This window comes from Pacificibacter marinus (assembly GCF_018860665.1).
GTDB lineage: Bacteria > Pseudomonadota > Alphaproteobacteria > Rhodobacterales > Rhodobacteraceae > Celeribacter > Celeribacter marinus_A.
Genome location: NZ_JAHKPK010000028.1, coordinates 22,861 through 46,452, shown reverse-complemented (window position 1 = coordinate 46,452; position 23,592 = coordinate 22,861). Strand labels below are relative to the sequence as shown.

The following is a 23,592-nucleotide window of genomic DNA, read 5'->3' as shown; positions in this document are numbered from 1 at the left end:
GCCCATGCGCATACTTCCCACGACGACTAGAAGAAGATTATTCATCTTGCTCACTCCAAATTCACTTTAGCAGACATTAGGAGGCCTTTTCTAAGGCGTCAACCGCGAAATGCGCAGAAAAGGTGTATTTTGGGGTTAATTTTTGAAACAATATTGCGCAAATGGGTGGCTTTTAGGTTTTTTCGCAATTTTAAGCGCGGAAAGGTCAATGAGTGTTTGGTACGCCGCAGTGAATCTGCGGTCACTTGGGCGGATTTTCGCGCTCATCCCCTTCGTCTGGGTATTTCATACGTCTGTTTCACGGACGTCACAGGCGCGTCACGCAGGACAGGCAAGTGAACCGTGATGTTTGCGCGGGTGCGCAGACCTGTCTTGGATAGCAAAAGAGAATAAGCCATGAAAAAGACCGATATCACCGACCTGTCTTGGGATGAATTTGACGAGTTGCGCGATCCTCGTGCTGACAACAATGGATTTGACGCCGTCGTCGCGCGCGCCGTGTCGCGCCGCGGTTTCTTGGGCGGCGCTTTGGCGTTCGGTTCCGGCGCAGCTGTTTTCGGCTCTGGGCTTTTCTCAAGCACGACCTCCGCATCGGCGCATAACCACGCGAAATTCGCCTTCAAACCGATCGACATCGCAACTGACGACTTGGTGCATGTTCCGAGCGGGTATGAGACAAAGGTTCTTGTGCGATGGGGGGATGCCTTGTGGTCCGAGGCCAAAGGGGCATATTCCGCTCAAACGGGCGTTTCTGTTGAAATGTCCGATAAAGTGTTCGGCGAAAACACAGACGGTATGGAACTTTACGAGGTGGATGGCGCAACGCTGATCACTGTGAATTCTGAATACGTGAACCCGAAAATCAATTTGCCAGCTGAATCAGAAGGCACGCCGCGCAACGCCGAGGAAGTGACGCTGTTGAAAAACCTCCAAGGCGTGACCGTCATGGAAGTGGCTGACACTGGCAATGGTTTCGAAGTTGTTCTTGATTCCAAATATAACCGCCGCATCACCCATGAGACAGAAATGAAACTCGCGGGTCCGTTGGCGGGATCTGACTTGGTGAAAACCAATGCTGATCCTGAGGGCATGACAGTCAAAGGCACCATGAACAACTGTGGATCCGGCAAAACGCTTTGGAACACCTATTTGACCTGCGAAGAAAACTTTAACGGGTACTTTGGCGCGACTGGCGAACACGCCACGACCATGGGGGAATCGCGTTACGGTCTCGGTGGCAAAGGTCGTTATGCCTATGAGACATTCGATCCACGTTTCGATCTGACACAGGAGCCCAATGAGCCAAACCGCCACGGGTTTGTCACCGAAATCAATCCAGCCGACCCAACATCCATGCCGGTCAAACGCACCGCTTTGGGCCGTTTCAAGCATGAGAATGCTGCAATGGTTCACGCATCCGACGGTCGTGTGGTTGTCTATATGGGCGACGATGAGCGCGGCGAATTCCTATACAAATATGTGTCCACAAACACATGGATCGAGGGTACCTCACCAGAGGGTATCTTGGACGATGGTATGCTGTTTGCGGCCCGCTTTAACGATGACCAAACCGGCGAATGGGTGGCTTTGACACCTGAAGCCACAGGCATGTCAGCGGATGAAATCTTGTGTTTCACCCGTATGGCTGCTTCTGCTGCTCAGGCGACCACTATGGATCGCCCTGAATGGGTTGCCGTCAACCCGTTGAAAGTTGAAGCCTATTGCGCTTTGACCAACAACAAAGATCGCGGCGCAAAGCCAAACGCAGGTGGCGACGATATGTCTGCCAACGCAGCCAACCCACGCGACACCAACAACTACGGTCAAATCGTGCGCTGGACGCCAAGCGATGAAAACCACGCCTCAGACACGTTCACATGGGACCTTTATGTGATGGCGGGCAATCCTGACGTTTACGATAACGTCTACGCTGGGTCTGAGAACGTCACCTCTGGCAATATGTTCAACTCGCCAGATGGTATGGTGTTTTCGTCTGATGGGATGCTGTGGATCCAAACAGACGGCGATTACAGCAACGAAGGCGAATTTGAAGGCATGGGCAACAATCAGATGTTGGTTGGCGATCCTGAAACCGGCGACATCGCACGCTTTATGACGGTGCCTTATGGTGCAGAAGTCACGGGGCTTTGCTGGTCAGCTGACAAAAAGACCGGCTTTGTTGGCGTGCAGCATCCGGGTGGCACTTGGCCTGACATGGGCGAGGGCGATAAGCCACGCTCATCTGTTGTGGCCTTCTGGCGCACAGATGGTGCCACAATCGGTTAAAAGCAACGATCGTTTAAGACCAAAGACCTTTTTAGCATGATCAGGGTGCGGCTTTGGCTGCACCCTTTTTATCGAGTAACTTGTGCAGGCATGAAAAAGCCGCCCCTCTTTCGAGGTGACGGCGTTCATTTATGGGCGCTGCGGTATCGGCGCAGTGGGGTGATTATTTTGCTGTGCGGAAAAAACGCACCAAGATCACTGTGAAGACAATCAAGACGAGGGCAGGGACGCCTTCCGCTATAGGTGTATAGGCAACGTGGTAAGCGAAAGCCCCTACAGATGTGGCCAACAAGCCAAGTGCGGCCAGAAAGCGTACAGGTTTCACGAAAATTCCGATCGCTCCTGCAATTTCCAATGCCCCCACGATGTAGCCGGTGATGGCGGGTAGACCCATGGTCTTAAAGGACAGGTGTACCATTTCGACGCCCGCCAATTTGGCCAAGCCTGCACCTAAAAACATTAGGGCTGTGAGAATTGTAACAGCCCAAATCCAGATGGGTGATTTTGATATCGTGTTCATTTTTAATCTCCGTAAGGCACCCCATGCCTAGAAACCAAGGCTAGGCATGTGTGCAATTATGTATGTGCTTTAGATATTTTTGTGAGGTTGTGTTTGTCACAGCACACAGGATCATCCAAATGATTTTGTGTTCGAATTTAATGAGGGCTTTGTGCGAAATTATAACGGCGTTGTGAAAACCGCGTCAGAAGCGTCCAGAACCTTGCAGCACACCATGCTCCATCGCGTAGCGCGTGAGGCCTGCGGTCGATGAAATGCCAAGTTTGCGTTTGATATTCTTGCGATGGGTTTCAACCGTTCTGACCGAAATATCCAACGCGCAGGCCACGTCTTTGTTGGACTTGCCTTGTGCCAGTTCCAGTAGCACGGTTTGTTCGCGCTCTGTCAGCGGTTCGCGCCCGTCTTGGATTTTGGGATCAATCGCCCGCCGCGCGCCGCTGCACAGATAGGTTTTGCCTGCCATCACCGCGTCAATCGCGTCTTTTAAATCTTCTGTCGGCACGTCTTTAAGCACATAGCCAACAGCCCCATGATTGAGAGCTGCCGAGATATATTCAGGGCTGTCATGCATCGTGAGAATCAAAATGCGCGTGTCGGGGCGTTGTTCCAGCAAAATTTCTGTCGCCGTTAGCCCGCCCATTTTCGGCATGTTGAGGTCAAGTAAAATCACATCCGGCGACAGACTTTGGGCGCGTTCCACAGCCTCGACCCCATTGGTCAAAGTGCCAACAACCTCAATATCATCAAAGGTTTCCAGCAAGGCGCAGATGCCTTCGGCCACCATAGGATGATCGTCTACGATCAACACGCGGGTGGGGGTGCTACTTGTCATTTTAGTCCCCTTTTAGCTGGCTTTTGGACTGTGTTTCACTGGTTTTGCAGGGGGTAAGATATGCTTGAGTGGCACGGTGGCGTCAATCAATGTTCCGGGGGACAGTTGGGTGATGGTCAAAGTGCCGTCCAGATGTTCCATGCGTTCTTGCATATTGCGCAATCCGATACCAAGGCCCTTTTTGCCATTTCCAATGTCAATCCCGCTTCCGTTGTCGCGCACAATCATCGTCGCTCCCGTCCTGTGTCCGCGCACACTGATATGCACTTCGGTCGCTCCTGAATGACGTTCGATATTGGTAAGAGCTTCTTGGGCGATGCGAAAGAGAGCAGTTTTGGCCTCTTCATCCAGACGATTGCGAAACACCACGGTTTCCAATGAGGTCGCGATTCCTGTGCGGCTCTCGAATTCTTCGGCAACGGATTTGAGCGCCGAGCCAAGCCCCAGATCGTCCAGCACCCCAGGGCGTAAATCGCGCGAGATGCGACGCACCTCAGAAATAGCGCCGCCCAGCATATTGACGCTTTTTTCCAAACTTTCTTTGGCGCGCGTATCGCCTTTTTGCAGCCTGCGCCAAGCCAAATCCATAGCAAATCGCGCCCCGATCAAAATCTGCGAAATCCCGTCATGCAGCTCGCGTGCCACGCGAATGCGCTCTTCTTCTTGCGTGTCAAAAATACGCTGAGTCAGCTCTTTGAGCTTGGCATCAGCCAATCTGCGTTCGCGCACGGTGATGAAAATACCCGATAAAAACACCAACAAAACGGCCGTCAAAGCAATGGCGCCGATATATAAGAACGTCTTTTGCACGCGCTGTTCAACTTCGGCCCGCGCAGCCGCCACAGAATCAAGCACGTCATCGACAAAAACCCCCGTGCCAATCGCCCACTGCCAATCTTGCAAGCCGATCACATAAGCCATCATTTGCGCCTCTTCGCCCGTCGAGGGCTTGGTGAACATATAGGAATGATGGCCGCCGCCATTGCGCGCCAAATTGATCAGTTCATCGACGATTGGTGTGCCTTGGCTGTCGGTCAGCCCCGCCCAGTTGCGTGTGATCAGGTCCGTTCGCCGAGGGGCAACAAGATTAGTGCCATCATACTCAAAGACAAAGAAATATCCCTCGCGCCCAAAGGTCATCGCTGACAGGATCTGCGTCACCTTCAGTTTGGCCTCTGCGTCATTGGGACCAGCTGGGTTGTATTCGGCGGTAATCGAGGCGCGCGCCAGTTGCAGATAGTTTTGCAATTCTTCTTGTTTTGCCGAAACCAGTTGATTTTCTAACTCTGATATTTCGCGCTCGGCCATTTCACGCGCTTGATGTGCGACCAGTACAGAAATGGCCCCGACCGCGAGCAAAAGCGGTATCGTGGCCAGCAAAAACAGCTTTTGCGCATAGCTCAAAGGTAACAGGGACGTCAGTCTTTTTAACATCAGTGGGGCCTTATCTGGTCGAATCGCAGGATAGGCGCAAGCGCTTTGCCGTCAATGCATGCGAAGACGACGTTTGTCTATGACACAAAATATATGCGATTTGTCCGAAAAAGTCGCCAAAACCAGCAGGTCTACGTAGACTTGGGTATTTATCCATTTGGTAAGGAAAGGTATCGTTTTTGTGAGTTTGGCCTTTTATTGCGTGAGGTCGGTTTCAAATATCGGCGTCAATGGGCGCCGTGTTTGCAATTGTAGCGCCGTAAACAAGGCTATGAACTTGTCATAGATTTAACGGGAGGAAACTATTCTATGGATCGTCGTTCTTTTTTGAAAACATCCGCACTTGGTGGTGCATCCGCAGCCGCAGCAGCCACATTGGCAGCACCTGCTTACGCTCAAGGTAAACGTACTTTGACGATGGTCACAACTTGGCCTCGTGGCCTTGCTGGTGTTTGGGATTCTGTTGAGCGTTTTGCATCATCCGTCACAGAGATGACAGATGGCCAGTTGACCATCGAGCCAAAAGCCGCAGGCGAACTTGTTGGCGGTCTTGAAGTATTTGACGCTGTGACATCCGGCCAAGCCGATATGTATCACGGCGCTGATTACTACTTTACAGGTCAGCACCCTGCTTGGGCGTATTTCACAACCGTTCCTTTCGGCATGACTGCGCCTGAAATGATGGTGTGGTACTACGGTATGGGCGGCATGCAAATGCACCACGAACTTGGCGAAATTTTTGGCCTGAAATCTTTCATCGCCGGTCAAACTGGTGGTCAAGGTGGCGGTTGGTTCCGCAAAGAAATGAAATCAGCGGCTGATTTTCAGGGTCTGAAATTCCGTATGCCGGGTCTTGGCGGCGAAGCTTTGGCGAAACTCGGTGCATCTGTTGTGACCATGGCGGGTGGCGAAATCTACCAAGCATTGTCCACTGGCGCGCTTGACGGCACTGAGTGGATCGGTCCTTGGTCTGATGAAAAACTCGGCCTGCAAGAAGTCTGTGACTTCTACTACCCAGCGGGCTTCCACGAGCCAGGTGCAGCTTTGTCTGTTGCTACCAACTTGGAGCTTTTCAACGAGCTGACGCCAGCGCAGCAAAAAGCGATCGAGGTGGCGTCTGGTGATGCGCATCAGCACAACTACTCTTTGTTTATGGCGAATAACGGACCAGCGCTTGAGCGTTTGATCTCTGGCGGCACCCAAATCATGTCTTTCTCTGATGATGTTTGGGATGCTTACGGTGCAGGCTCTAAAGAGGTGCTTGACGGTTATATGGACGACACAATGTTTGCGGATATCCGTAATTCTGCCGAAGCTGCTATGGCGGCAACATCTGGTTGGGCTGGCCGGTCTGACGGTGTGTACACAGCGCAACGTGACCGCGTTTTGTCTAACCTTAAGTAAGCTAAATAACAGCTTGATATGATTGGAATGTGCGCTATTTTGCGCGCATTCCTTTTGACTGGCCCTTGTGGCTGGCTTTTTTTACTGGGATGACCTTTTTTGCACTGCGCTTGTTCTGCGCGTGATGCCAAAAAGGTCTGGGGATTCAGGAGACATCCAAACATGCAAGAAGACGCCGCAACATCGGCCCTAGGGGCTGTCATTGGCGGGATTTGGTGGTTGATCAGCAGTATTGGCATGGGCTTTTGGCACATGGCCTATGCGATCTCGCATCCAAGCCTTTGGCTGGATTGGTCGAACAAAGAAAGCCTTTTGCGCTTTGTCTATTACGGCGGTTCCACCGAACTGTTTTTCGTATTTTTTGATCTGTTCCTCATCGTCACAATCATCGGATTTTTCAAACGCGATTTTTTGTGGGGCGTGGTGCGCCTGTTCGAAGGCTTTACCAACGGCGTCGGGCGACTTGCTGCTTGGGCGGGTCTTCTGATGGTGCTGCAACAGATTATGATCGTGTTCTTGCAATCGATTTTCCGTATCGGTGAAATTTCGGTAGCGCCCTTCGGGACAGGCTTTACCCAATCAGTGACATGGTGGTCTGAAAGCATCAAATTCGAGAACGCCATCGTTGTGGCGCTCTGTGTGTCCTACGCTTTCGTGCAGGGCAGCCATGTGCGCGTGGATTTGATTTATGCGGGCGTATCTCACCGTGTGAAACGCGCGATCGATATGTTCGGGTCGCTGATGTTCATGATCCCTGTTGCGGTGCTGACATGGATGTACGCATGGTATTTCTTGTGGCGTCACTTGATCACGCCAAAGGTCTCGGCCTCAGACAAGTTGGAACTGATGCTGCGCAAAGCGCGGATTGTGAAATGGAATGTGGAAACCGTGTCCTTTACCGGCGATGGGTTCAATGCGTATTTCATGTTTAAAATCCTGATCTTATCCTTCCTTGTTCTGATATTTATTCAAGCAATAGCCTTTTTCTATCGCTCGTTCCTTGAGTTCGTAGAGGGCGAAGAAAGCGCTGGGAAATACTTGGACAAAGATACGCTTGGTGCAGGCGAAGAAGCCTTTGAGGGGACGCATTGATCATGACCTACTCCACATATATCAACCTTTGCACTAAGGGGCTCGGCTCATGATTTTCGGACTTGATGGCGTAGAAATTGGCCTCATTATCGTTTTCCTCAGTCTGTTTGCTGGGATTTTAACAGGCTTTCCGGTGGCCTTTGCCATCGGCGGCGCAGGGCTTTTGTCCTTTGGTATTATCGCTGCGCTCGACAGCGCCGGTATTTTGGTCCACGAGGCGATCGACACGGGGTCGCAGGCCTATAAAGATTTGACCGCATCGGGTATAAACCCCGTCAACATATCGCATTTCAGGTATCCTGATCTGCCCACCTACGCGCAGCCCTTGTTTGAAGGCGGTTGGGAACGGGCGATGGATCGCAATCTGTCGTTTATCGTCAATCGAATGAACGAACGCGTGTTTGCGGGGGCATCTATCGAGACGCTTTTGGCTGTTTTGATGTTCGTGATGATGGGTATCGTTTTGGAACGTTCCAAGATTGCCAACGATCTGCTGACCACAATGGCGCGTGTTTTTGGCCCGCTGCCTGGTGGTTTGGCTGTGTCCGTTGTGATCGTGGGCGCATTCTTGGCGGCCTCTACCGGTATCGTGGGCGCGACGGTTGTGACCATGGGTCTATTGTCTTTGCCGACGATGTTAAAACACAATTATTCGCCTGAATTGGCAACCGGTGTGATTGCAGCGTCAGGCACTTTGGGGCAGATCATTCCGCCCTCCATCGTAATCGTATTGCTCGGCACGCTTGCGGGCGATTTGTATTCTGCCGCGCAAGAGGCGCGTGCGCAGTCCTTTGGCTGTACCGACGCTTTGACGTATTTGGGCAAACCTGCGGTTGTTTCTGTTGGGACATTGTTCCAAGCGGCGATTTTGCCGGGTGTTATGCTGGCAGGCTTCTATGCGCTTTACGCCTTTGGCTACGCGCTTTTTAACCCGTCCAAAGCGCCACCCGTTCACTTTGAATCAGCCTCATCTGAGCCAATCACACGCCGCGAAGGTATTTTGTGGTTTGTTGCTATGCCTGTGTTTGTCATCGGTATGGCGATCATGTCCGGTCAGTTTGGTCTTGCAGGATCGCAAGCCATCCAAGTGAACCAGTTCACAGATACAGGCGACCGTGCCAGCCTGCGCACAAATGTCAACGAGACTTGCCAAGCGGCGATGATCACTTTGCATGGTCAAGAGGCTTGGGACGTGGCGGTTGCAGAGCAACTGGCGATCAACAACAGCGGCAACTCGCAAGAAAGCGTGCGCCGTACAGATGCTGAAATGCTCGATTTGACCGCACAGGCCGTTGCTGATGCGCCATTGATCGGCAAAGGCATCTTGGTTGTGATGGTGATGTTATCCATCGCTTTGGGCTTTGGCCGTGGCGTGTCCCTGTCATCTGACGCACGTCCTTTGGTTATCGGCGCTGTTGGCGTGGTTGCGGTCTTGGCGCTGGACATGTTGTTTGTCAGCCCTCTGACCTCACCAGGCACGGCGTTTATGATCTATCTTATTCCCTTCGCGTTGATCGCGTTTGGTATGAAAACGGCTGTGATCAACTTGGCGCGCAATGAATTGTTCCGCGTTGTTTTCCCACCGCTGATTTTGATCGTGGCCGTGCTTGGTTCGATCTTGGGTGGGGTGACCAATCCGACACCGGCTGCAGGTCTTGGGGCAGGGGGCGCGCTATTGCTGGCCGCCTACCGCAAGCTGCGCGATCAGCAACAAGTGTCTAAGATTATCATCGGCGGAGCCTTCGCTGTGGTTGTGATGATCTTGGTTGGCGCAAACTTTGATCTGCGGATCACGCGGGATGATGTGCCGTTTGAGGACTGGGTCGCTTATCTCGTGGCGCTTGGCTGTTACTACTTTGCTTTCTTTGGCATCTTGTACTCTTGCTATGTTTTGCTTGGGGACGGCACGCTGAAAGTCGTGGTGCGCGAAACGGCCAAGGTGACCTCGATGGTGTTCACCATTTTGATCGGGTCGCAACTGTTGAACCTTGTGGTGATTTCCTTTGGAGGCGAGCATTACATTCAGCAATTCCTGCGCAGTTTTGACAATGAATTCACTGTCTTCTTGCTGGTCATGGCTGTGTTGTTTGTTCTGGGGTTCGTTCTCGATTTCCTTGAAATCATCTACATCGTTGTGCCCATCGTCGGACCCGTCATCTACGGCGGTACGATGGACCCGAAATGGGTGACAATCATGATCGCTGTAAACTTGCAGACCTCGTTCTTGACGCCGCCCTTTGGCTTTGCGCTGTTCTACCTGCGCGGTGTGGCGCCGCCCTCTGTCACCACAGGGCATATCTATCGCGGGATCATTCCGTTCGTTTTGATCCAAGTCGCCGGGCTTGCCGCTTTGTGGTTGTTCCCTGATGTGGTCACGATCATTCCGAACCTTTTGGCGCGGTAAAGTTTAAACAGATGTATTGAGAAAGGCCTCGCAACTTGCGGGGCCTTTTTTATGGGGTGCGGCCTTATATGTGACTAAAATAATCAGGTATTGATTTTTGGTGTGCACTCTGCAATCTTACTTAAATAGTAAAGTATTAACTCAAGGAGTCGCCCGTGACCCAATTCGACCCGCGTCTTGCTGGCGCTGCCCCTGTCTCTCGTGTGGAGGCGGTGGATGCGCAGACCTTGTTCTTGATCACCGCGCTCAGAACCTTTGGGACTGCGGGGGAAAAAGACCTATGGGAAAACTATGCCGCGCTGACGGATATTGAACGTGCTGATACCGCGCGGTCGGCTTTCGACACTCTTATGGGCTTCGTAACACGCAATGCGCGGCGCCCTTTAATGACACATGGCGGGGCCTGTAACTGTATTGGCGCAGATGAGGCGAGTTTTGCGCAATTTGTGCGTTTGGCGGCAGAGGGCGACGCAGAAGACGCAATGCTCATGGGCATGTTGTTATTGCGTGCCGATGTGGTGCCAATGGCCGTTGGGCTTGCGCAACAGCTGGGCTTATTGATCGGGGGGAATGTTGGTCAGGCGATTTTCAACCGACCCAAACGGGCTGCATATCATTGACGATCAAAGGGGTTTTTACAGCTCAGTGATCGTTGATGGCATATCCAATTCATCAGTTTCGCGGTTAGGTAAGCTGATGTTGGCGACCTGTTCTGCGATGGGTTGGGTGTCCTCATCTGCTGCCGGGGCTTCAAAAGTGTCGGGATCATCAACATTGATCCAAGCGCCATCTCGATAGACTTCAAGCGCTGAAAAGCGCGCTTTATAGCCCATCTTTTTCGACCCCGGTACCCAATACCCCAGATAAACGTAAGGCAGGCCAGCATCGCGGGCGATCTCGATATGGTCCAAAATGACGAAAGTGCCAAGGCTGTCTTTGGTCAATTCCGGTTTGTAAAACGAATAGACCATGGATAGGCCGTCATCCAACAAATCGGTCAAACAAGTTGCCGCCAAAGTGCGGGTGTTTGTGTCTGTTTCTGGGGAATAATATTCGATCAAGCGTGTGCGGATCGGTGTTTCTTCGATCATTGCAGCGAATTCGAATACGTCCATATCGGCCATGCCGCCATCGGCGTGACGGGCCTCCAAATATTCGCGGAACATTTCGTATTGCGCCTCAGTTGCCCAAGGGGACGTGGCTGTGCGTTTAAGATAGGCATTTTTCTTGGCAGCGCGCTTTTGACTTTTGGTTGGTACGAAATCCTTGACGCGAATACGCGCAGACATGCAGGCATTGCAGTCCACACAGGTGGGTCGGTAGAGTACATTTTGCGAACGACGGAACCCTTGTTTGGACAGGCTGTCATTGAGTTGAACAGAGCCTTCACCCTGCAAGGCCGTGAACAGTTTGCGTTCCATCTGACCATCAAGATAGGGGCAAGCCTGCGGCGTGGTCACGTAAAACTGCGGAGCATGTGGAAGCGAATGACGCATAACTGGGAAACGGACCGTTCTTTTGGGATGGGTTTATTGTAGCAAACCCCTGTGCCCCCGCAAGAGCGCAAGAGTTCAAATGCAATGCAAACTGCGCAAAAGGGCGCATAATTGCGCCCTTTGGTTAACATTCGACAGGTTTCGGTTTGGTTAAAACTGTGACGGCCGGTTGATCGCGGCCGTGCCTAAGATCACATCCGACAGACCTTGTTTGCGGGCCGTGGTTAACATCAAAACCACTGAAACCACTTGCGGCAGTCCCATTGAGGACCAAACCGTGAAAAGGCCGGTATGTAAAACGGCCATGCCAAGATCAAAACGTTCGCCCTTTGCTGTGCGAAATTCGATCCCCATCATCCGCATCCCGACGGTGGCAGAGGCACGGGCCAGGGTTACGACGCGATAGGCAAAGCTGACCACCGCCACCAAAAACGGAAAGAAAAAGATCCCCGTAAAGGCCGTCAATGGCACGATCAACGCGGCCAAAACCACAACCACCACAAGGTCTATCACAAAGGCAATCAAGCGCTTTGTCGGCAGGTTTTCATAAAAACCGCTCTGACTGTGGGGGTCGGGAAGGCCCCAAAGGGCGGTGTCGTCGTGGTACATCGTTTCTGCCTCGTGCAAAATAAGGGTCATGGGAGTGTGTCACTAAATCGGTTTTCTGAAAAGCAATGCGGGTAGGGCGATATCGGGTGTGCCGTGGGAGAGGGTGGCACACCCGTACCGATTGCCGCTGAGCTTATGACTTATGCGTCTCGGGTGGCGCTTTTGTCGGTTTCAGTCAGCTCGCTTGCTTTTTTGCTTTGATCATTCATGAACTGGTCAAATTCGGATTTGTCTTTTGCGGCGCGCAGGCGTTCAAGAAAGGCTTCAAAGCTGCCTTGCTCGTCTTCCAAACGGCGCAGCGTTTCGGCTTTGTAGGCGTCAAACGCTGAGTTGCCAGAAGATTTAAAAGCGGCGTGGCGGGCACGGCGATGGCTGCCTGTGCCACAACAGGATTTGTTAAACATACGTTTGCTCCAGATCATATAAAAAAGAAGGGCGAGGCCAAGCGGCCACAAGAAAATAAAGCCGAGCACCATGGCTGCGATCCAGGCGCCTTTGCCTTTGTCGTCGAGCCAGTTTTCTGCGCGTGCAAACCAACCGAGAGGGCGGGCAGGGACAGTTTCAAAATCAGCGGCATGTGTCATTGGGTGTCTTTCCTGGTTATGTTTGTGTGTTTGAAAGTATGTAAATTCCTTTCACATTACCAAGATTGGGTTTGAGTGATCATTTTGCAAGGGGGTATGTGAATGTTTATTACATTAATTTTAATTTTGTTTTATTTCAGTTTCTTATTTGTGGTTCGATAGGAGATTATTGCAGTAAATGTAGCGCGACAGACATTTTTGCAGTGAATGACACGCAAAGTTGCAGCAAACGTGTTTTTGAGTTGCCGCTGTGAATTGGGTGAATGTAGCGCGACACGGATTCTTGCAGTGAATGACACCAATAGTTGCAGCAAACACGTTTTATGGTTGTCGCGGTGATGGGTGTGAAAAGAGCGACCGTTTAAGGCCGCTCTTGTTGGTCTGGATTTAAACGGTTGTAAACGTCTATTTAACGGCGAGGTGGCGGTGTTTGATTGACGGCCAGCCCGCCGTCCGTCGCTGCAAATATTGGTGTCACGGCGCACTCACTGCATGACCCTCGCTGATACCTTCGCCACCTCTAGATCGTCCCCATCCGAACTCAGGGCAAATGTGAATGTCCCAACCTCCCCCGCTGGGATGTGTATTTTAACTGCATGAGGCGTCCAGACGGTCGTGGCCATGCGCTTGTAAATGACGCCGCCTGTGGCAGGTATGTTGGATCCATCGGCCACCTCAATATTAACCCAGATCCAGTCTAGGCTATCGTCGGTGATTGAGGCGTCATTGGGGAAGGTGCTGGTGGTCAGATCTGTGTACTGATCTGCGGCTAGGCCATGCGCAGTATTATCGAGAAACAATGGCGGATTGTACCGAGACCAAACCTCAAGCTCCACCACGCGATCCACCTCACTTGCCGCAATGGTGACAGTCTGAGACACGGTGTCTGTGTCAGTTATGACCGCCACATGCGTCATACGGGATAGAGTATTGGGGTTCAGCGGCAAGAACGCCACATCAGCGGGAGCGTCCGCGACAGGTGATCCGCTTGTCATCCAGTCCGTAAGTGATGCGTCAAATGCTGGCGTTGCAACGAGCTGGACATCACTACGGACGACGGGTAACGCCGTGCGCAGCTCTTTATCGGACGTAATTATGTCACCCACGACGCGGAAAGATGGCGGCGTCATAGAAAAGGGACCAGACAGAGCAATAACCACCTGAACCTTGCGATCAAGTAGCCATCCTTTTGGTTCGGCAAAGACAAACTCATCCCCGTCCTCTGCAGCAATCTCGACCCATGCGCCTTGCGCCCTCCCTAAATGGGATAAGTAGTTTGCGTCCAAGGTCTTCTCCATCAGACCGTCATCGTAATCCCAGTCACGAGCGTAGACAGTAGCCCCTGACGGTACATTCAGCGTCATTGCGAGCGTATGAGCACAGCGCACCGGCAGCGTGGCTTCGATCAGCACATAGTCCTCAAAGTCGAGAGATCCGCCTGCACGGGCGATTGCGTACTCGTCCGCCTCAGTCACAATTCCAGCAGTGGTGAAGCCAGCATTTGACGTATCGTCCAGATATTGCTTCACGGTCTCCGCAACATGTTGGTGCGCGACGGTGATCTCGCGCCAATGCTCTGACCGCTGCTCTGGGCTGTCATATAACCTGTCGTCCAAAGTTCCCGACGCAAGAGGGTGTGGGCGGAACATCTTCACCGATTGCAAAGGTGCGCCAAGCTCATCTCTAATATAATCAAGCATCGGCATGACGTAAGACCAGTTTGATCGTGGATTGAGGTGCCCTGATCTGTTTTGCCACGAAGGCCATCCGCCCATTTGCCCACGCACTCGTCCGGTATCAATAAACGGAACTCCGAGGCTTTGGGCTGCGCCATAGATCGCGGACATATAGGTACGATTGCGAGAAACTTGAGCCCCAAAAATCGGCAAAATCCCAGCGGCTTGGAGAGCCAGCCCCAAGCGCCGCCAGTTTTCTTGCAAATACCAAAGCGCCTCTGCTGCAAAAATTCCATCATTCGCACCCGAAAGAGCTATCATGTGCGTCACGTTCATCTCTTCCAGATTTACATCTGAGAAGGTCGGCGTCGTGCTGCCATCCATGATGTCTTCGTATGTTCCAAGAACATCTCGCCCCGGCTTAGATACATTGGCCACCTGCCAATCAAGCAAATTTGACAGGCGAGACGGTATTGATTTTGACTTCAAGCAATCATGGCCCGCCTGAATACTGTCGACGCCGATTGCAATGACTTTGCTGTTCGCAACTGTGACAGTTTGGGAGCCCGCCTCAAGATCAGACACGGACGCCTCTATCGCCGATAAGCGTTTATCTGTCACACCAATCCGCGTTAGGCTGTACCCCAGCTCAAGCCTGTCTCCAGTGACCAACGTGCCAACACCAGAGCTGGGCAGTGTTTCTGGCTGATTGTCTCCAGTTTGAAGCCACTTCCCTCCCGGCACGCCAGATGTCCGTCTGATACGGTTGAACCCAAAGCCAAGGACTTCGCCATCAAGTAAAACAATGTCTTCACCACTTATTTCAGAAGCATAAGTTGTGTGCGCAGTTGCGATCTTTGATGTGTAAGTGCCGATGGTTTCTATAAGGTTGAAAGCACCTGTCGCTAGGTCAATTTGTGCTCGGAACACGTAAACCGTTCCGACACTTGAGTATGTCCCTGTAATTTCTGTAAGTTTTCTCTCACCGTCACTTGTTGCCGATGCAGGAATGAACACCTGATCATAACCGTTTTCGTTACCGACTTGAGGCGCAGTTTCACCTATAATTTGATGATTTGTTAAGTTGTCAATGACGACGTCTTGCATGTCCTCTAAACTATTTAGAATACTATCACCAATGCGGGTCCATTCACCTGCATTGAGGCCGTATGCTAAATACCGACCCGTGCTTGATACAACCTTTGCTGTATTTGGGTCTAAGTGCGTTCCATTGTCGGTGCCGATGATCTCCGCGCCTTGGTTGAGCATTGTGGGCGTGATGTCTTCAAGGCCATCCGTCCAGCTCGTGGCGACAATGCCGTTTGAGGTTTGCGAAGCTTCGATAGCCGTGATGCGGCCTTCTTTTTCCGTCAAATCACCCGCGATACTCGTTAATCTATCAGCAACCGCACCAGACCCTGCAAGCTGCGCTGCAAAGTCTATTGTCGCCTGCTGTCCCGTACCATCTGGCCCGTTGACAACAATGCTTGTTGAGATCGGGATCGTTGGAAGGTTGTTCGTATCGACACCATTTGCCATGTCATGCTCTCCTAAATGATATTGATTTCAAAAGGGCCTGATACGGCCCCGTTGAGACCGTCCGCGTTTTGCGGCTCGATCCAGATGTAATGCGTGCCTTGATCGAGACAGCCAGAGGTTTCCAAGTAGGCGGTGACCTCATCGAGCGCGCCGTCAAAGCCAGCGTCGGCAAGGAATTCCAGCGTGTCGTTGTCAGTGACAGCCTGAATGCGGTCGCTGTAAGTGCCTCCCGCTGTGATGGCTGTGCCCGCGCGGATCGACCCGCCCGTGAGGCGCGGCGTTAGACTGCCTGCGGTGGTGTCTGCGACCGTAAATCCAAGGCGATAATACTTGCCAGCGGTGGCCGCAAAGCTTTGCGCAATCGCGTCTGCCGTGCCAGCCGTATGGCTGGCCACACCGCCCGCAATGGCCCAGCCCGCATCCAAATCCCACGCGGCGGCATCGGTCATCGCACCGCCTGAGACAAGGTTTTCGCGGGTGGTATCGCCAAGCGCTGTGGAGTAACTCGATTGCGGTTCAACCTGTATTGGCTGGCCAACGGCATCGGTCTCGCGGTCCAGCGTGGCAGATGTCGAGCGGTAGAGTTGCAAGGCTGTCGTGGCCGCATCATCGCCGGTCGCGATCTGGACAAGTGCCCCGCCCAAAAGCGTGGTGACTGTGATGCTGTCGTCATCCAATGCGGCTGGAATGTCGGCGTCATCCGCGCCAACAACCAAGGAAACGATGCCAGTAAATGGCCCTTCAATGCCCGTTAAACTAACGCCGCGCGCCTGCAATTCCACCGCGTCACCAGTGGCATAACCCTCAATCGTCCCGCCGCCATTGGCCGCTGAGATTGTGGTCGTGATCCAAACGGTCTCGCCTGCCAGCCTGTGGTCGATCTCAAAGGATGTCGTCGAGATGGCACCAGAACCAGGCGCGATCAAATAGGTGATCAAATCCGCTGTATCCGTGCCAGAAATCCCGGACGTGATCGATGTAAAACGCGGCGCAGAGGGCTGCAACAGATTGGCGTCAATCTCGGCACCCACACGGCTGGACCATGCGGGGATCTCAGTTGCGGCTAGCTCGATGTCGATCTCAGGGGCGGCGGAGACCATCTTGAAGATCGAGCAATCATCCACCGTGCCCTCAACCGTGCGCACGATCTGGTGAAACGCGGTGGCGTCTGATGTGCCGAACTGCACAAGGCTGTCAGGCGAGGGCACAGGCCCCATGCCCACAAGGGTCAAAACGCGGCTCTCGCCCGGCACGGTCTGCACCATCCTGACAATAGACTGCCCGATCACATCGTCTGCGGTCTCGAACCAGCGAAACCGGATCGCATAGGTCTCAGATTCAATCATCTCCACAAGATCATCCAGCTCAATCAATGCGCCAAACACACGTTTGACCCGCGCAGGCTGTTGATCGCGCGAGATCGAATAGTGGCTGACCATCACATCATCACCGCGCGTCGCAGTTCGAATGCGCCCGTCTTGCGTGACCTCAAACGTGTCGGGGCGATAGCTGGCTTCCAACTGGCGACGACGGCCCTCACGCCACACTTCAGAGGCGTAGACCTTGCCGGACATGGGCAGCTCTTCGGTGATTTCAATGTCGCCCTCATAGTCGGGCCAGCGGATTTGGCGTTGGGTCTCTTTATAGTCATTGTCGGCATCCAAGAAGGTCACGACAGAGGCATGCGGTGGCTCGAAATAAGACCGCGTGGTTTTGAAGCTCCAAGCATTGCGGGGGGAGATTTCGTCCACGATCAAGGCCTCATCAGCGGGCACAGGCCGATCAATCACCACGCCGTAAGTCAGCCCGTCATGGCGCGGTGTGGCGCGTCCAGCTGCTGTGATCTCTGCCATAACATCGCGCAGGGTTGTGCTGGTCTCAGACAGGGCTTTGTTAAATGTCAGACCGTTCAAATCACAGAACTCATGCCAGTCTTGCAACAGCGCCAGATCAAGCTGGGCGTCTGTGCGCGGTGTGGGCAGGGCCGTGTCTTGCAAAATATGACGATACAGACTTGCGGGGTTTTCTGTGGCGCGGGTGATCCATGTGGCAGAGGCGGCGTCCCAATCTGGGCAAATGCGGCTGACAAGGCAGTTGAACGTGTCCAGCGCGCCAGACAGTTGGTGCGTGGCTTTGATGCGCAGGGCGACCAGCGCCAAGGGGCGCGGATAGTTCAGCGGATATTCGGGGCGCAGGGTTTGAAGCGCGGCCCAATTGGTGCGCTGCGTTTCTTTCGAGCTGGTGCTTTCGTCTGTGAGCATGGTGCAACGCACTTGCCAGCGCGCACGGCTTGGGAACTGCCATGTATGTTGACGGTAAAAGCTCTCGGCCTTCTTGGCCGTAACGTTGAGTTCTGTCACAAGCTGCCATTCACTGGCCTCAACCAAGCGCTGCTCGATGCGCAGATTGACACTGTGACTGCGCTTATCCCCGTCGTCGTTGAACTTCACCAATCCTGACGGCCATGCAAAAATGACCGATGCCCCAGAGGCATCCGCGCCCGTGGTGCGCACGATAGGCGTTTCAATGGCATCCTCGCCGTCGATCACGTCGCCCAGATCATCGCGCGGCAAGGGGCGCGTCAGCTCAACGCCGATCTGTTCCTCAACCACTTGGCTTGGATATAGGCTGACCGGCAGATCGCCATCGATGCCGCTGCGGACTTCGATTTCCACCTCGTCAAATTCGGACAGGCTGGTCTCGCCGATGCGCATGTCGTCGACGGAGACTTCGCCTTGGCCGATCACAAACAGCGTGCGAATGTATTGATCATCGCCGACGATTTCCGTGTAGGGTAGGGCTGCGAAAGGCGGGGCCACGCGCATTTTGCCAAGCACAACCGGCACCGCGCCATTGGGCACCGCACGGTTCTTGAGACCTGAGATCGAATAGGTGTTTTTGACCTCGTCCTCTTGGGTTGGCGGGATCAGCGCGTTGATCAACAGGTTGCCCAATAAGGTGACGCCGACGGTCACAAGCGCGGTGCCCACGGCGGTGGATGTGCCAAGCAAAGACCCCAGACCTGCGCCCCATAGACCGCCCAAAGCCGCCGCCCCAACAGCCACTACTATTGATAGAACTGAGCGCAGCGCGTCTTTGGCGGGCACGATGCGGATCACCACTTGCACACCCGCATTGGGGCGCACGCGCTGCCATAGGTCATGTGGCATAAAGTCGATGCCAAGGGGCGTGAACAATGCCACGCGGACCTGCATCAGCTCGTCTTCTGTTATGCCCGCCAACGCCAGTCGCACGATCTGATCAACCGTAAACCCATGCGGCGCTTGCAAGCGAATGCGCTCGGCGTCCCAGTTCCAATGCGGCGCGGCAACGACAGGAATATGTCCAGCATTTTGGGTCATTTTGCGGCCTCAGTGATGATTTGAACAGGGCGTTGAACAGGGTATTTATCGGCCATTAAACGATGTCGCCAATGGCCCTCAAAGCGGTGTTGCCAACGCCCTTGGTCATAACGCTCAAGCTTGCTTTGATCTGTGCCCACGACATGCACCATCAAGCCATGGCGCACGACGATGCCGACATGAGAGGAAAACTTGCCACGTCTGAACAGCGCGATGTCAAAGGCCATAGCGGGTCCGGACACAGGCACCCAAAGCGGCGAGTGTTTCGCGCCATCGATCAAAGTGGAAATCTCTTCCAATTCATCAGGCGATCCATAGTCCAGATAGTCGGGCAGGGAGATGTGCAGCTCTTCGCGAAACACCACATCCAAAAGCCCCCAACAATCCACGCCCTCGCGGGTGCGGCCCAAGTCTGCTTGTGGAATGCCGATGTATTTGTTTGACCAGCTCATAAGTGTAGCCCCGGAAACTTTGTGCGGGTCATGCGGCCCGCTGGGTAAAATTCAAGTTCGATGTCTTGGCGCGACAAGGTCAGACTGATTTCTGTGTCTGCGATCTCGGCAACGGTGAGGCTCAGGTCCAATTCTTCCAGCTCAACCACGTTTGGGGATAACGCCATCACGGAGGCCATGTGGAAGGTGGCCAGATCGGTGAAACTCAACAACAGCTCGGCATATTCGGCGTCGAGCACATCCAAAACGATCTGCGCTTCGCCCGCGTCATCTTGGCTGTCGGATGGTAAAATGGCCGAGGCGACCACCCACATGAAGGGTTCGGTGGCAGGGTCAGCGCCGCGCCAAGTGGACCGCGTGCCGTAAATCAAAGGCTCGGTTGATAGGCGCTCTGTATTGTCTGTGGACAGCCGAATAGGCGCGTCCAAACTGGGGTGGTTGATCTCGAACAAGATCACTTCGATCTCAGCTGAAGCCAACGCATCTTGGGCGGCGCGCGCGTTTAGCGATAGGCGTCTCATGGCATCACCTGCACGTTGAAATTTTTGCGAAACTTGACCTGACCGGAGATCGTCTCAACCGGCACTTGATCGCCAAAGGAGCACAGCCACTTGGCCGACATGAGCAGTGGGGCACCGTCACTGGTCAAAAGCGGGCGACCGTCAGAGGTAAGCAACGGCCAGCCGTCTGTTGTTGGGTCTGGCATCCAAAACAAGCGCGTGCCCTCGGCGCAGTCGTCGTGGTAGAAATTGTCGAAAATCGCCTTTTGATTGCGATCTAAATCGACAGACAAGCTGACGATTTTCGCCACAGAGGAGAACTTGCGGCGATAGCTCACAGGGCCTTGGTCGGGCTGGCGCTTGTGGCGCGCATCCTGAGGCGATAGCTGCCATGTGTTGCGCTCAGGTTTGGGGAGAGTGTCTGGCCAAGAAAGGATCATCCGCGTCCAGTCCCCCGTTGACGTAACCCATATTGAGCCGACATTTGTCTCTTGGCCGCACCACCAGATAGGCCCGTCGCGACGGTGTCGGAAATGACCAGCTTTTGTTGCTTTTGACCACGCGGGCCGGTGTCTTCTTGGACTTCCATATTGAGCGGTACTGAGCTGTTGTTCATCGGCAAGATGTTGATTTGAGGGGCCATAGATGATGCACTGCCGCCGCCGATTGCGCCGCCATTGGCAAAGCCCGGTAAGCTGCCGCCAGAATTGAGCGCTTCCAAAAGGTGGCGGTGCTTGGCTGTGGCTTTGGCGTTCATCATGAACTCGCCGTTTGAGCCCCACATGAGGATTTTATCATCCTTGGGGCCGCCCGCGCCGTGGATCATCCCGCCCTCTGCTTTTGCTGGAATGGCAGCCGTGGTTGACGATGCAAGGCTGGGAAAAACAGCGCCCAAGACCGTATCGAGCAAACCACCGCCAGTGCCGCCGCCAATAATACCCGCCAGAGGCCCTTCGCCCAAAAGTGCCGCTTGAAACACCATGTCGGCGATGCGGTCTGCGAGATTGGCAAAGACCTGTTCCAGATCGCCACCGCTTGAGCGCAGGTCTTCAAAGAAACTGTAAGCGGTGCCGCGCAGCTCGCCCCAAACTTCTTTTTGGGTCTCTAGGGTTGTTGTCTCTTGGTTGCGCTGTGCGATAAGATCGCCAATGGTTTGGCGCTCGGCATCCGTCGCACCAATCATGGCCTCGCGGTTGCGCAGCAGTTCTTTTTGCACAGGATCGGTGACTTGCAGAATGGCGATTTCATCTTGCAGGCCTGTGATCAGATCGGTGACGGCTTTGCGCTGTTGATCTGTGGCCTTGGCCGCACCTGAGCCGGAACGCGCTGCTTCATTTTGAGCCTTTTGCCATTGGCGCAATTGTTCTGTGTAACCAGCGGCCTCAACGCGCGCGGAGACAAATTCGCGGCGTTCGCGTTCGACGGTATTTACAAGCGTGCTGTCGGCCCCATCTGGCAGCTCAGTGCGGGCGTCAAATTCAGCACGCGCCAAGGCAGCTGCTTTGCCCATCGGATCTTCGCGAAATTCGTAATTGATCCGTGCGCGGTCGGCAGCACCGACGCCTTGGTTGGCCAGTGAAATTGCATTGTCGACAGCACGGGCCAGTTCATTGGCGATGCGGCTGGCTTGGTTCGCGGCCAGTTCAAGTTGCGCCGATGTGTTGACGCCAGACAGACCATTGGCGGCATCCCAAGACGCCATAAGTTCGTCTTTTACGCTTTGACTGACGTCTCGCGTGTTGACCGTTGCTGCATAGGCCAAGCGCTCTTGCATGGTGCGCAGAACCGTCGCCTCATGGCTGTCTGCGCCAAACTGGGCGATGATGTTTTGCAAGGATGCCTGATCGCGCAGGGTGTTGATTTGAGCCTGCGCCGAGCTGGCAGCGCCATCGCTTTCAACCCGCGTTCGCGCATAGAGGCCGTAAATGCTGGCTTGCTCTTGCACCTCTGCGGTACGCAATGAGGCGAGGTGTTCTTCAGAGGCAATGCGGCTTTGATAATATTGCTCGTAGCCCGCTTTGATCTTATCGGCGCCGGGGTCTTGGGCTTGAACGCGGCGTAGATTTGCAAGCTGCTCCATGAGCGTTTTTAAGGTTGCATCTTCGGAGGCTGTGATCCCGCCCACGCCATCCGCCGCGCGCCTGAACACGGTGAGAAGCTGCTCAAAAGCTGTGATCTGCTCAGAGATTGATCTTTGGGCCGCGTCATCCAAGTCTGCGTAGGCTTGAATGACGGGGCCGACCAATGCGCGGCCCAATTCGCGCCCTGTGCCATCAAGGCTGAGATCGAATTGATCGGCGATTTTGACCTGTTGATGGCCTTGGGTATATGTGCCATGCCCGCCGGTGATCGATGAGGCCACCTGTGCGGCATTGCGCTGAATTTGACGGCGCTCAATCTCTGCCAGTTCCACAAGGTTTTGCCGTGCCTCTTCGGCCATGTCGCCATATTCCGCGCGCAGATCAGCGAGAGGCGATTGGGCTTTTTCCAGCAGGGCAATATAGCGCTCAACGCTGTCGCCCATATCGCTCAAGGCATCGTCCAGCGTCACCGCATCTGGCCCGGAGTCGCGCAGCCAATTGACCATGGCAGCGCCAGCCGCGATGCTGCCGATTGTGACCAAGCTGATCGGGTTGAGCATGCCCAAGACAGCGCTGCCCAAGGATTTGAACGCGCCTGCAGCCCCCATCGGTCCGATGACTTGCGAGATTTGCGTACCTTGTTGCATCGCCAATTGCAGTGGGTTTTGACCTGCCATCATCATGACCATGACGTCATTGCCTTGGGCCACAAGGTTGGCGGTTTGACCTGCCGCCACGCGGTTGGCGTTGCCCAAGGCCGTCGCTGCCGCTGCACTTTGACGCTCGGCGGCCGTCAGACCTTTGATGCGCGCCTCGGCTTGATCCGCGCTTGTTCCTAGACCTTTGGTTTGGGTTGAGGTGGTCTTTGAGGCATTGCCCATGCCTTTGACAGCGCCAGTGGTTTTCTTGGCTTCATTGCCCACAGCTGTAATCTCAGCGCGCGCATCGCTGCCTTCAGCCTGCATGAGAATGGCAATGTTAAACGTCATTTTAAACTCTCGTTCAGCGCTTCAATCGCGCCTGTTTCAATCACTAAAAGATCGTCCCAAAGCTCTGGCGTGATCTCTATGCCTGCGCAGTCCAGTCCGATTTTGACGCCTGCGTAGTTCAGGCCCACCGTGACCATCCCCGCCATGCCAACACCGACCACAGTCCACTGGGTTCTGACCCGCAGGAACGCCTGCACGGCATTCAAGTTTTCTTGCCAAACGGCGTGATCTTCATCAGTGCTTTGGGGCAGGGCAGCCGGCTCAATGCCCCAAAGTTCGGCGTCATCTGCCAGCTCGGTGTTCGGGGTGTCATGGTCGAGCGTGCCTGTGGC

Annotated in this window: 18 protein-coding genes; 5 read left to right on the top strand and 13 right to left on the bottom strand. The window is 53.9% G+C overall.

Annotation, left to right across the window (positions count from 1 at the left end; translation table 11 throughout):
• Window positions 1-396: 396 nt before the first annotated feature.
• Complete coding sequence (locus KO497_RS09225; RefSeq protein ID WP_215943680.1) at window positions 397-2,286, top strand: PhoX family protein; 1,890 nt, start codon at window positions 397-399, stop codon at window positions 2,284-2,286.
• 163 nt (window positions 2,287-2,449) lie between these two features.
• Here the strand turns inward: KO497_RS09225 and KO497_RS09220 are convergent, their stop codons facing one another.
• The 3 genes from KO497_RS09220 to KO497_RS09210 form a co-directional block, all read right to left on the bottom strand.
• Window positions 2,450-2,806: a DoxX family protein gene (locus KO497_RS09220; protein WP_215943679.1), complete on the bottom strand. Its 357-nt coding sequence runs from the start codon at window positions 2,804-2,806 to the stop codon at window positions 2,450-2,452.
• Between the two features lie 184 nt (window positions 2,807-2,990).
• A complete protein-coding gene (locus KO497_RS09215) occupies window positions 2,991-3,638 on the bottom strand; it encodes a response regulator transcription factor (protein ID WP_215943678.1) in 648 nt (215 codons plus the stop codon).
• 12 nt (window positions 3,639-3,650) lie between these two features.
• Window positions 3,651-5,072, bottom strand: coding sequence for a cache domain-containing protein (locus KO497_RS09210; RefSeq protein WP_215943677.1), 1,422 nt, complete (start codon window positions 5,070-5,072; stop codon window positions 3,651-3,653).
• 309 nt (window positions 5,073-5,381) lie between these two features.
• Here KO497_RS09210 and KO497_RS09205 point away from each other — a divergent pair, with 309 nt between their 5' ends.
• From KO497_RS09205 to KO497_RS09190, 4 genes are all read left to right on the top strand, one after another.
• Window positions 5,382-6,476, top strand: coding sequence for a TRAP transporter substrate-binding protein (locus KO497_RS09205; RefSeq protein WP_215943676.1), 1,095 nt, complete (start codon window positions 5,382-5,384; stop codon window positions 6,474-6,476).
• A gap of 162 nt (window positions 6,477-6,638) precedes the next feature.
• Window positions 6,639-7,568: a TRAP transporter small permease subunit gene (locus KO497_RS09200; RefSeq protein ID WP_215943675.1), complete on the top strand. Its 930-nt coding sequence runs from the start codon at window positions 6,639-6,641 to the stop codon at window positions 7,566-7,568.
• 49 nt (window positions 7,569-7,617) lie between these two features.
• Window positions 7,618-9,972, top strand: coding sequence for a TRAP transporter large permease (locus tag KO497_RS09195; RefSeq protein ID WP_215943674.1), 2,355 nt, complete (start codon window positions 7,618-7,620; stop codon window positions 9,970-9,972).
• A gap of 155 nt (window positions 9,973-10,127) precedes the next feature.
• Window positions 10,128-10,592, top strand: a complete 465-nt coding sequence (locus KO497_RS09190; RefSeq protein WP_215943673.1) for a hypothetical protein — start codon at window positions 10,128-10,130, stop codon at window positions 10,590-10,592.
• Between the two features lie 15 nt (window positions 10,593-10,607).
• On the opposite strand, the gene KO497_RS09185 is transcribed toward KO497_RS09190, so the two are convergent.
• The 10 genes from KO497_RS09185 to KO497_RS09140 form a co-directional block, all read right to left on the bottom strand.
• Window positions 10,608-11,468: an arginyltransferase gene (locus KO497_RS09185; protein ID WP_215943672.1), complete on the bottom strand. Its 861-nt coding sequence runs from the start codon at window positions 11,466-11,468 to the stop codon at window positions 10,608-10,610.
• A gap of 150 nt (window positions 11,469-11,618) precedes the next feature.
• The gene (locus tag KO497_RS09180; protein ID WP_252729594.1) at window positions 11,619-12,107 is read right to left on the bottom strand and encodes an RDD family protein; all 489 of its coding nucleotides are present in this window, start codon (window positions 12,105-12,107) and stop codon (window positions 11,619-11,621) included.
• 110 nt (window positions 12,108-12,217) lie between these two features.
• On the bottom strand, window positions 12,218-12,661 hold the full coding sequence (locus KO497_RS09175; protein WP_215943671.1) for a DUF2852 domain-containing protein: 444 nt from the start codon (window positions 12,659-12,661) through the stop codon (window positions 12,218-12,220).
• A 485-nt stretch (window positions 12,662-13,146) separates the two neighbouring features.
• A complete protein-coding gene (locus tag KO497_RS09170; protein WP_215943670.1) occupies window positions 13,147-15,876 on the bottom strand; it encodes a hypothetical protein in 2,730 nt (909 codons plus the stop codon).
• Between the two features lie 11 nt (window positions 15,877-15,887).
• Window positions 15,888-19,238, bottom strand: a complete 3,351-nt coding sequence (gpJ, locus tag KO497_RS09165) for a TipJ family phage tail tip protein (protein WP_215943669.1) — start codon at window positions 19,236-19,238, stop codon at window positions 15,888-15,890.
• Complete coding sequence (locus KO497_RS09160; RefSeq protein ID WP_215943668.1) at window positions 19,235-19,690, bottom strand: NlpC/P60 family protein; 456 nt, start codon at window positions 19,688-19,690, stop codon at window positions 19,235-19,237. Before KO497_RS09160 ends, gpJ begins: the two co-directional genes overlap by 4 nt.
• The gene (locus KO497_RS09155) at window positions 19,687-20,211 is read right to left on the bottom strand and encodes a hypothetical protein (RefSeq protein ID WP_215943667.1); all 525 of its coding nucleotides are present in this window, start codon (window positions 20,209-20,211) and stop codon (window positions 19,687-19,689) included. Before KO497_RS09155 ends, KO497_RS09160 begins: the two co-directional genes overlap by 4 nt.
• Entirely contained in the window at window positions 20,208-20,630 is a 423-nt protein-coding gene (locus KO497_RS09150) for a hypothetical protein (protein WP_215943666.1), read from the bottom strand. Before KO497_RS09150 ends, KO497_RS09155 begins: the two co-directional genes overlap by 4 nt.
• Entirely contained in the window at window positions 20,627-23,260 is a 2,634-nt protein-coding gene (locus KO497_RS09145; RefSeq protein WP_215943665.1) for a phage tail length tape measure family protein, read from the bottom strand. Before KO497_RS09145 ends, KO497_RS09150 begins: the two co-directional genes overlap by 4 nt.
• Window positions 23,257-23,511, bottom strand: a complete 255-nt coding sequence (locus KO497_RS09140; RefSeq protein WP_289846669.1) for a DUF1799 domain-containing protein — start codon at window positions 23,509-23,511, stop codon at window positions 23,257-23,259. The genes KO497_RS09145 and KO497_RS09140 overlap by 4 nt, the downstream gene beginning before the upstream one ends.
• Between the last annotated feature and the right edge of the window lie 81 nt (window positions 23,512-23,592).